This window comes from Actinoplanes sp. NPDC024001, from assembly GCF_040638955.1.
Lineage (GTDB): Bacteria > Actinomycetota > Actinomycetes > Mycobacteriales > Micromonosporaceae > Actinoplanes.
On the sequence record NZ_JBEZZB010000268.1, the window covers coordinates 1 to 8,913 of the forward strand.

The window sequence follows — 8,913 nt, forward strand, 5'->3', positions numbered from 1 at the left end:
GGGCGGTGCGCCCCCGCCGCCGCGCCGCGGGCCGCGGCCGCCCGCCCGGCCGCTGGTGCTGAGCTTGCTGGCCTTCGCTGTCGCGCTGAGCTTGCTGGCCTTCGCTGTCGCTCGGCGGCATTGCGCCCTTTGACGCCGGTGCCGAGGGCACCGAAAACGACCACGCTTCGCTCGCCGTTTTCGGCGCCCTCGGCACCGGCGGGCGCAATGCGTGGTGGTTGCGCTTCAGGGCGGGTGTCTCGTACGGGTGAGTGCGGGACGGGCTCTGGGCGCGTTTCGCTCGTGGTGGCGGCCGGACTGGTCAGCTTGAGCCGGTGGACGACAAGAGACGGCTGATCCTCGACCAGGCACTGGCCCTGGTGGACGAGCGCGGCCTCGCGGCGATGTCGATGCGGGCGGTCGCCGAGCGGGTCGGGCTCACCTCGATGGCCCTCTACCCGTACGTCGGGGGCAAGGACGCCCTGCTGGACGGTCTGGTCGACCTGCTGCATCTGGAACTGGGCACGGCGGTCGGCGACGACCCGGCCGACATCGACTGGCGGCACCGGCTGCGGGCGCTCGGCCGTGCCGTGCGCTCGCTGGCGCACGCGCACCCCAGCGCGTTCCCCCTGCTGCTGAACCGCTCCGCGGCCGGCGCGTCGGCCTCCTGGCTGACCGCGGCGCTGCGCGGCATCCTGCACGACGCCGGGGTGCCCGGCGCCGAGGTGCCCCGCCTGGCCCGGCTGATCTGCGCCTTCCTGCTGGGTTACACCACCGGCGAGGTGACCGGCGGCCTGCCCCGGGTGCCCGCCCCGGAGAGCGAGGACCGCCCCGCCGGCGGTGACGACGCGGAGTTCGACGCGGACCTCGCTGACCTGGTGAGCATGATTGAGCACGCGGCCCGCAGGAGCGGCCGGGACCCGGAGACGCAGCGGCCCGGCGCGGTCCCCGCGAGCGGGGAACGGCCGGGCCTCAGCACCGGATAGATCAGATCCGGCGGCGGATCAGGAACGCCATGCCGGCCAGGCCGACCAGAATGATCAGCAGGACCGCGCCGTTGAGCAGGAACAGTCGGCGGAACTCGGTGAAGGCCTCGTTCACGCTCTCGACCGGGTCGTACTCCGCGGCGTTGAGATCCTCGCCGACGCCACCGCCGATGCCGCCGTTGACCACGTCCGGCTTGGCCTTCAGCGGCGCGCCGCCGAGGCGCAGCGACTCCGACATCGAGAGCCGGCCGTAGAACCAGCCGGCCGCCTTCTTGCCCGAGGGCTGCTTGGCCGGGCGGAACGCCCGGGGACCGCCGGCAGCCAGCGGGTACAGGTCGTACACCTGGTGCGGCGCGTCCTTGACCAGCAGTGTCACCGTGAACTTCGGGCCCAGCTTGGCGGCTTTCGGCGCCGACGTCTGCGGTGACTCGGTGGCCAGCCAGCTGACCTCGTTGTACAGCATCTGGAAGAGCTTGGGCTCGGCATCCTGCCGGACGACGATCGGGCTCTTGATGCCCGTGCCGGTCAATTGCGCCCCGGTCGGCTTGACCGCCGCTTTCGGCGCGGCGTGCGCGGCCGGAGCCGTGCCGACGGCGAGCATGACCGCGACGGCCAGTGCGCCCACCACCGACACCAATCTGGTGATCGTCCCTCGCACCATCCGACCTCCCCCGCACGTGGATGGACATGGACAAGTGAACCGCTGCTCGTGCGGCCTGGCCCCTCAGCCTTCCCGGACGGCGGCCCGGCCGCATCTCGAGGCCGGGTGAATTGGAGCCATTTGGGGGACGGCTGACAAGACGTTTCGACCGTTGATCAGCGGCCGAACAGTATCAAGTCCTCGCAATACGTGGGGGTGGCGGCCACCCGTGCAGAGGATGCCTTCACCGGATCCGACGACCGGCTGTGGCCAACCGGCCGCCGGATGCGGTAATGGCGTCAAACCCGGGCGCGAGCTGCGGCGATGCGCGCCAGAGTGCGCTCACGGCCGAGCGCCTCGAGCGACTCGAAGAGCGGCAGACCGATCGTGCGGCCGGTGGCGGCGACCCGTACCGGTGCCTGGGTCTTGCCCAATTTGAGACCTCGCGCCTCGCCCACCTGCTCGAGCGCGGTCTTGAGGGCCTCGGCCGACCAGTCGGTCAGGGCGCCGAAGGCGGCCGCCGTCCCGTCCAGAATGTCCGCCGCGCCCTCCTTCATGGCCTTCGTCCAGGATGCCTCGTCGTGGACCGGCTCGTCGAGGAAGAGGAAGTCGACGTAGTCGACGATCTCGGAGAGCACCGCGATCCGCGTCTGGGCGAGCGGGGCGATCGCCATGAAGACGTCGGCGTCGAACTTCTCCGGCTCCCAGCGCGGCGCCGGGATCGTGTCGGTGCCGGTCAGCCACGGCGCGCAGACCTGGGTGAACTCGCTCGGGGTGAGCGCCCGGATGTACTCGCCGTTGAACGCCCGCAGCTTCTTGACGTCGAAGAAGGCCGGGGCGTGGTTGACGTCCTCGATCCGGTACTCCTCCTCGATCACCGACCACGGGACGATCTCCCGGTCGCCGGTGGGCGCCCAGCCGAGCAGCATCAGGTAGTTGCGCATGGCGGCGGCGAGGTAGCCCTCGTCCCGGTACGACTCCAGGGCGACCTTGTCGCGGCGCTTGGAGAGTTTCTGCCGCTTCTCGTTGACGATGACCGGCACGTGCCCCCAGACCGGCGGGGTCACGCCCAGCGCCTCCCAGAGCAGCTGCTGCTTGGGGGTGTTGGGCAGGTGCTCCTCGGCGCGGAACACGTGGGTGATGCCCATGCTCATGTCGTCGACCACGTTGGCCAGCAGGAACACCGCCGAGCCGTCGCTGCGGGCGATGACGAAGTCCTCGATCAGCTTGTTCTCGAAGGTCGGCTTGCCACGGACCAGGTCCTCGACCACCGTCTCACCCTCGTCCGGCGTGCGGAAGCGCAGCGCGCGCCCCTCGCCCGGGCCGAGCGCGCGGTCGCGGCAGAAGCCGTCGTAGCCGGTGTGCTTGTTGCCGGAGCGGGCCACCACGTCGTCGCGGGTGCAGTCGCAGTAGTAGGCCTTGCCCTCGCCGTAGAGCCGGGTGGCAGCGGCGGTGTGATCGGCGGCGTAGGCGGACTGGAAGTAGGGACCCTCGTACGTCCCGCGCTCGATACCGATCCAGTCCAGCGCGGAGATGATGCCTTCGGTCCACTCGGGCCGGTTGCGGGCCGCGTCGGTGTCCTCGATCCGGAGCACGAAGACACCGCCGTGCTGCTGAGCGTAGATCCAGTTCTGCAGCGCCGACCGGGCGCCGCCGACGTGGAACATGCCGGTGGGTGAGGGTGCGAAACGTACGCGAACAGTCACGAGCTCAGCCTACCGAGACCGGCCAGGGCTTTACGGACCCAGTCCGGCTGCTCCCGGAACAGGGTGATCTCCGGGCCCGGCTCCCAGGTGCCCTCGATCCGCCCGTTCACCAGCACCACCGGCGAGATCCAGCCCTGCGGCCGCGAGACCGCGGCCCGCGGTCCGCTGCTCACGGTCTCCAGCTGTCGCAACACCCCGATCGTGTACGGGTCGAACGCCGGCAGCAGCCGCACCGTGTCCGGGATCGTCACCGGCGCGTACTCCGGTGTCCCGATCCGTTTGAAGGACTGCTTGGCCAGCGGCGGCCGCAGGTCGAACCAGCGGGCGAACTCCTCCGGTTCGGCCGGCCCGTAGGTGCCCAGATAGTCCGCCGCCAGCCGGTCGATCGCCGCCTCGGTCTCCACCGGCTCCCAGTCGCCCAGCCAGGCACGGGGCGCCACGAAGGTGACGTTGCGCCCGCGGGGCGGCCCGGAACAGAGCAGGCCGCGGAAGGCGAGCGGCTTGAGGATCGCCCCGAAACCCTGGGTGAGCGGCCCGCGCAGGTCCTCGTGCCGGGTCGCCGTGATGATCGCCTCGGCCAGTTCCTCACGGGTCAGCGGCTCGCCGCCGAGCACGTCCGGCATCGCCGCGATGATGTCGGTCATCTGCTCCGCGGTCACGCCGTGGTATTTCAGCCACGAGCCCTTGGTCTCGCGGTCGCGGGTGCTCATCGCGGCCACCCAGACCGGCAGGTCCTCGGCCGGCAGCAGGTGCAGGGTGCCGCGGGCGGCCCAGGTCCGGACCAGGGTGCGGTCGGTGTACAGCGCCTTCTCCAGGTCCGGCGGCCGGGTCATCCGCAGGTCGGCGGCGGCCTGCGCGGAGGAGGCCACCTGGGCGTGGATGCCGCCGAGCCGGCGGGCCAGGATGACGACGTCGGGCGCCTTCTCGTCGGCGAGGAAATGGCGGTGCACCCGCCTGCGCAGCACTTCTTCCGGAGTCACGGCCCCGACGCTGTCACACGGTGAAGCGGCCGACCAGTCCGGTGAGGCGCTGCGCGGTGGCGGTCAGCTCGTCGGCCGCCTGGTGCGCCGCGACCACCGACTGCCGGGTGCCCTCCATGGCGCCGCTGACCGTACCGATGCCGGCCGCGATGTCCCGGCTTCCCTCGGCCGCCTCGGTGATGTTGCGGGCCATCTCGGCGGTGGTGGCGGCCTGCTCCTCGACCGCCGCGGCGATCGCCGTCTGATAGTCGTTGACCTGCGCGATCCGCGAGGAGATCGCGTCGATGGCGGTGACCGCGCGGGCCGTGTCGGCCTCGATCGCGGCGACCCGGGAGGTCACGTCCTCGGTGGCCCGGGCGGTCTCCTGGGCCAGTTCCTTGACCTCGCCGGCGACCACCGCGAAGCCCTTGCCGGTCTCGCCGGCCCGGGCCGCCTCGATGGTGGCGTTCAGGGCGAGCAGATTGGTCTGCTCGGCGATGGTCGCGATCAACCGGACCACGTCAGTGATCTTGGCGGTCGAGGACCGCAGCTCCTCGATGACGCCGGCCGCCGCCGAGGTGAGCCCGACACCGTCCCGGCCGGCCTGCGCGGCCTCCTGGGCGTTGTGCGAGATCTCGGTGATCGAGGCGCCCATCTCCTCGGCGCCGGCGGCCACCGTCTGCACCACGTGCGACACGGTGTCCGCCGAGACGCTGACCGTCCCCGCCCGATCGGCCGCGATGTCGGAGGCGGAAGCCATCTCCCCGCCGGTCGCCGACACCCGCCGGGCGGTGTCGGCCACCTCGCCGGACGCGGAGGTCACCTCCTGCATCACGGTGCGCAGCTCGGTGACCGCGGCGTCCAGGGCCGCGCTGGCCTCGCCGATCTCGTCGCGCCCGCGGTCCTGGACCGAGACCGTCAGATCCCGGTCGGCCAGCCGGGTCAGGGCGCCGGTGAGCCGGGACACCCGCCCGGCGAGGCGGGAGGCCTGGAAGAACGCGGCCGCGGCGCCGGCCACCGCGAGCAGCACGGCGACCACCACGAACCAGGTGAGCATCGTGCCCCGGCCCTCCCGGACCACGGTCACCGCCTTCTCAGCGTCGGCGTTGTAGCCACCGACGGCCACCGCCCACTGGTACGGGGCGTAGTACGCGACCGTTGTGGTGGTGTCTCCGGCCTCCGCGCCGCCCGCCCCGGGTAGCTGGTAGGTCGTCCGCCACGTCGCGCCCTCGGCCAGCTGAGGCGCCTGCGTGACGATTTCCTCCACGTAGCGGGTGCCGTCGGCGTCGGTGGCCTCCAGATCGGTGGTGCCGACCACCCCGTCGAGGCTGGAGGCGACGACCTGGCCCCGCGTGGCCGCCGCGGTGCTGAAGATGGCGACCCAGCCGTTCTCCCGGACCGTCCGGTCGGCGATCGTCGCGGTGAGGTTCTCCAGCGCCTCGCTCTGCGGCACACCGACGTAGAGCGCCCCGATCACCCGGCCCGAGGCGTCCTTGATCGGGTCGTAGACGCTGATGAACGGGGTGCCGACCACCTGCGCGACCCCGCGGAACGCCTTGCCCTGTTTGATCGCCGCCGCCACCGCGTTCGGCTTGCCGTCCGCGACGGCCGGGATGTAGGTGCCGATCACCCGGTTCCCGTCCTTGCCGCGGATGGTGGTGGCGACCCTTAGCAGGTCACCCGCCTCGTTCATCCGCTGGAATAGGGTCACCTTCCCACCGGACAGCTGCGCGGCGTCGTCGACGAACGGGGTGGACCGCTTCGGGTCGGCGTTCTGCCCGAGCCAGTCGCCGTCGACCGTGACCCGGGGCAGGGCGACCTCCGTCTTCGCCTGGGTGACCTGGTTCGTCGCGGTCCAGGTGGCGGTACGCCGGGTGAGCTCCACGCCGCCCCGCTGGTTCAGCAGGCCGGTGGCGCTGCTCATGCCGACGTCGACGCCGTGCTGGATCTCGGCGCCGACCATGCTGACCAGGCTGGTGACGTCGGCGGTGGTCCGGTCCAGCTCCGCCGCGTTCTGCCGCAGCACCTCCTGCTCGGTGCGGTCGGCGAACCGGCTGCTCTGCCAGGCGCCGACCACCACCAGGATCAGTGCGGTGACGAGCACGCTGCCCAGGCCTAGGATCAGGAGCTGGTGGCTGATTCGAAGGCGCACACCGGTCTGATCGGCACGTCGGGGCCAGATACTGAGGCGGCCCGCCGCAAAAGCGACGGGCCGCCCCAAACGGAGCGGACGATCAGCTGTCGCCGCCGGTCTCGCCCACCGGCGCGGCGTTGACGTCGTCGATCGCGTACTTCTTGGCGGCCTCGGCCGGCACGTGCGCCGGGATCTGGCCGCGCAGCGCGAGCTCGCGCAGCGTGGCGACGGTGACCGACTCGCCGTCCACGTGGAAGTGGCGGCGCAGGGCGTGCCGGGTGTCGCTCATGCCGAACCCGTCGGTGCCCAGCGAGGTGTAGCCGTTCGGCACCCAGCGGCTGATCAGGTCGGGCACCGCCCGCATCCAGTCGCTGACCGCCACCGACGGGCCCTCGCTGCTCTCCAGCTTCTGCTGGATGTACGGCTTGCGAGGGCTGTCGCTCGGGTGGAGCAGGTTGTGCTCCTCCGCCTCGATGGCGTCACGGCGCAGCTCGGTCCACGAGGTGACCGACCAGACGTCGGCGCTCACACCCCAGTCCTGAGCGAGCAGCTCCTGAGCCTTGAGCGCCCAGCGCATGCCGGTGCCGGAGGCCAGCAGCTGCGCCTTCGGCCCGTCCTTCTGCGGGCTCTCGCTGAACCGGTAAATGCCCTTGAGCAGGCCCTCCACGTCGACGCCCGCGGGCTCGGCGGGCTGGATGGCCGGCTCGTTGTAGACGGTGAGGTAGTAGAAGATGTTCTCCTGCTTCTCGCCGTACATCCGGTGCAGGCCGTTCTCGATGATGTGCGCGATCTCGAACGCGAACGCCGGGTCGTACGCCACCACGGCCGGGTTGGTCGCCGCGATCAGCAACGAGTGCCCGTCCTCGTGCTGCAGGCCCTCACCGTTGAGCGTGGTCCGCCCGGCGGTGGCGCCGAGCAGGAAGCCGCGGGTCATCTGGTCGGCGGCCGCCCACAGCTCGTCGGCGGTGCGCTGGAAGCCGAACATCGAGTAGAAGATGTACAGCGGGATCATCGGCTCGTCGTGCGTCGCGTACGACGTACCCGCGGCGATGAAGCTCGCGGTCGAACCCGCCTCGTTGATGCCCTCGTGCAGGATCTGACCGTTGGTCGCCTCCTTGTAGGACAGGAACAGCTCCCGGTCCACGGAGGTGTAGGTCTGGCCGTGCGGCGAGTAGATCTTCTTGGTCGGGAAGAGCGAGTCCATGCCGAAGGTGCGGGCCTCGTCCGGGATGATCGGCACCCACCGGGGGCCGAACTCCTTGTCCTTCATGAGGTCCTTGAGCAGGCGGACGAACGCCATCGTGGTGGCGATCTTCTGCTTGCCGCTGCCGCGCTTGATGTCGCCGAACGCCTTCGAGTCCGGGATCGCCAGCGACTTGGCCTTGGTGCGCCGGGTCGGTACGTACCCGCCCAGGTCACGGCGGCGCTGCTGGAGGTACTGGATCTCGTCGGACTTCTCGCCGGGGTGGTAGTACGGCGGAAGGTACGGGTTTTCCTCGAGCTGCTTGTCGCTGATGTCGAGGTAGAGCCGGTCCCGGAAGCCCTTCAGGTCGTCCAGGGTCATCTTCTTCATCTGGTGCGTGGCGTTGCGGGCCTCGAAGTGCGAGCCCAGCGTCCAGCCCTTGATCGTCTTGGCCAGGATCACGGTCGGCTGGCCGGTGTGCTCGGTCGCCGCCTTGTACGCCGCGTAGAGCTTGCGGTAGTCGTGCCCGCCGCGCTTGAGGTTCCAGATCTCGTCGTCGCTCATGCCCTCGACGAGCTTGCGGGTCCGCGGGTCCCGGCCGAAGAAGTGCTCGCGCACATAGGCCCCGGACTCGCCCTTGTACGTCTGGTAGTCGCCGTCCGGCGTGACGTTCATCAGGTTGACCAGCGCGCCGTCGGTGTCCGCGGCGAGCAGCGGGTCCCACTCCCGGCCCCAGACGACCTTGATCACGTTCCAGCCGGCGCCGCGGAAGAAGGCCTCCAGTTCCTGGATGACCTTGCCGTTGCCGCGGACCGGGCCGTCCAGGCGCTGCAGGTTGCAGTTGATGACGAAGGTGAGGTTGTCCAGCTCCTCACGGGCGGCCAGGCCGATCGCGCCGAGCGACTCGACCTCGTCCATCTCACCGTCGCCGAGGAACGCCCAGACGTGCTGCTGACTGGTGTCCTTGATGCCACGGTTGTGCAGATAGCGGTTGTAGCGCGCCTGGTAGATCGCGTTCAGCGGGCCGAGACCCATGCTGACCGTCGGGAACTCCCAGAAGTTCGGCATCAGCCGCGGATGCGGATACGACGGCAGGCCGCCACCGGGATGCGACAGCTCCTGCCGGAACCCGTCGAGCTGGTCGGTGCTGAGCCGGCCCTCCAGGTACGCCCGCGCGTACATACCCGGCGACGCGTGGCCCTGGAAGAAGATGTGGTCGCCGCCGCCCGGATGGTCCTTGCCGCGGAAGAAGTGGTTCATGCCGACCTCGTAGAGGCTGGCCGACGACGCGTACGTCGAGATGTGACCGCCGACGCCGATCTCCGG

The 8,913-nt window shown here is 70.7% G+C and carries 6 protein-coding genes; 1 reads left to right on the forward strand and 5 read right to left on the reverse strand.

Going from position 1 to position 8,913, the window contains the following annotated elements; translation table 11 throughout:
* Window positions 1-314: 314 nt before the first annotated feature.
* Window positions 315-965: a TetR/AcrR family transcriptional regulator gene (locus AB0F81_RS48740; RefSeq protein WP_360210851.1), complete on the forward strand. Its 651-nt coding sequence runs from the start codon at window positions 315-317 to the stop codon at window positions 963-965.
* A gap of 1 nt (window position 966) precedes the next feature.
* Here the strand turns inward: AB0F81_RS48740 and AB0F81_RS48745 are convergent, their stop codons facing one another.
* The 5 genes from AB0F81_RS48745 to aceE all read right to left on the reverse strand — a co-directional run.
* Window positions 967-1,626: a hypothetical protein gene (locus AB0F81_RS48745; RefSeq protein ID WP_360210853.1), complete on the reverse strand. Its 660-nt coding sequence runs from the start codon at window positions 1,624-1,626 to the stop codon at window positions 967-969.
* 278 nt (window positions 1,627-1,904) lie between these two features.
* A complete protein-coding gene (gene gltX / locus AB0F81_RS48750) occupies window positions 1,905-3,311 on the reverse strand; it encodes a glutamate--tRNA ligase (protein WP_360210855.1) in 1,407 nt (468 codons plus the stop codon).
* Window positions 3,308-4,291, reverse strand: a complete 984-nt coding sequence (locus tag AB0F81_RS48755; protein WP_360210857.1) for a crosslink repair DNA glycosylase YcaQ family protein — start codon at window positions 4,289-4,291, stop codon at window positions 3,308-3,310. The genes gltX and AB0F81_RS48755 overlap by 4 nt, the downstream gene beginning before the upstream one ends.
* A 13-nt stretch (window positions 4,292-4,304) precedes the next feature.
* Window positions 4,305-6,422, reverse strand: a complete 2,118-nt coding sequence (locus AB0F81_RS48760; protein WP_360210859.1) for a methyl-accepting chemotaxis protein — start codon at window positions 6,420-6,422, stop codon at window positions 4,305-4,307.
* Window positions 6,423-6,504: 82 nt separating this feature from the next.
* Window positions 6,505-8,913, reverse strand: a 2,409-nt coding sequence (gene aceE, locus AB0F81_RS48765) for a pyruvate dehydrogenase (acetyl-transferring), homodimeric type (RefSeq protein ID WP_360210861.1), incomplete at its 5' end; no start/stop codon positions are given.